We start from the raw sequence: 1,426 nt of genomic DNA on the forward strand, positions 1-1,426 counted from the left end.
AACACCCGCCTCCAGGTCGAACACCCCGTCACCGAGGCCGTCCACGGCATCGACCTCGTCGCGTGGATGCTCCGCCTCGCGCAGGGCGAGACGTCGGTCGTACGGGAACCGGACGCGCCGCACGGCCACGCCGTCGAGGCCCGCCTCTACGCGGAGGACCCCTCCCGCGACCACCGCCCCGGCGCCGGGCTCCTCACCCGCGTCTCCTTCCCGCCGGACGTCCGCGTCGACTCCTGGATCGAGACGGGGACGGAGGTGACCACGGCGTACGACCCGCTGCTCGCCAAGATCGTCGCGCACGGCGCCGACCGGCCCGAGGCCCTGGCCGCCCTGGACAGGGCCCTGGCCGCGACCCGGATCGACGGCATCGAGACCAACCTCGGGCTGGTACGGGCGGCCCTGGCCGACCCGTCCGTGCGCGCCGCCACCCACTCCACGGCGACCCTCGCCACGATCACCGACCCGACCCCGCGCATCGAGGTGACCTCCGGCGGGACCCTGACCACCGTGCAGGACTGGCCGGGCCGCACCGGCCACTGGCAGGTCGGCGTGCCGCCCTCGGGGCCGATGGACAGCCTGTCGTTCCGGCTGGGCAACCGCGCCCTCGGCAACGAGGAGGGCGCCCCGGGCCTGGAATGCACGCTCCAGGGCCCGACGCTGCGCTTCAGCCACGCCACCACCGTGTGCGTGACGGGCGCGCCCGCCCCCGTCACCGTCGACGGCGGACCCGCCCCGCTCTGGGAGCCGTTCACGGTCCCCGCCGGCGGCTCACTGGCCGTCGGCGCGCCCACCGAACGGGGCTTGCGTACGTACGTCCTCGTCGCGGGCGGCGGCCTGGACGTCCCGGCCTTCCTCGGCAGCGCCGCCACCTTCACCCTCGGCGGGCTCGGCGGCCACGGCGGGCGGGCCCTGCGCACGGGCGACGTCCTGCACCCCGCACCCACCGCAGGATCTACGCGCCCCGGCGCCCCCGTCCCCCCTACCGAACGGCCCGACATTCCCACCGCCTGGCGCATCGGTGTGGTCGAAGGCCCGCACGCGGCCCCGGAGTTCTTCACCGAGGACGACATGCGGACGTTCTACGACGCCGAGTGGAAGGTCCACTTCAACTCCGCCCGCACCGGTGTCCGGTTGGTCGGCCCCAAGCCCCGCTGGGCCCGAACCGACGGCGGAGAGGCGGGACTTCACCCCTCCAACATCCACGACACCCCCTACTCCGTCGGAGCCGTCGACTACACCGGCGACATGCCCGTGCTCCTCGGCCCCGACGGGCCCTCCCTCGGCGGCTTCGTCTGCCCCGCGACCGTGGTGGTGGGCCAGCGCTGGAAGCTCGGCCAGCTGCGCCCCGGCGACACGGTCCGCTTCGTGCCCGTGACGGCCCGCACGGCGGCGGCCCTGCGCCGCGCGCCCGCGTCACCTCCGGCCG

General features: G+C 75.7%; 1 protein-coding gene. It reads left to right on the forward strand.

Annotated elements, in window-relative coordinates; genetic code table 11:
• A partial coding sequence (locus GT042_RS11490) for a 5-oxoprolinase/urea amidolyase family protein (RefSeq protein WP_161308615.1) occupies nt 1-1,426 on the forward strand: 1,426 nt, incomplete at both ends.

Source organism: Streptomyces sp. SID3212, from assembly GCF_009865405.1.
Taxonomy (GTDB): Bacteria; Actinomycetota; Actinomycetes; order Streptomycetales; family Streptomycetaceae; genus Streptomyces.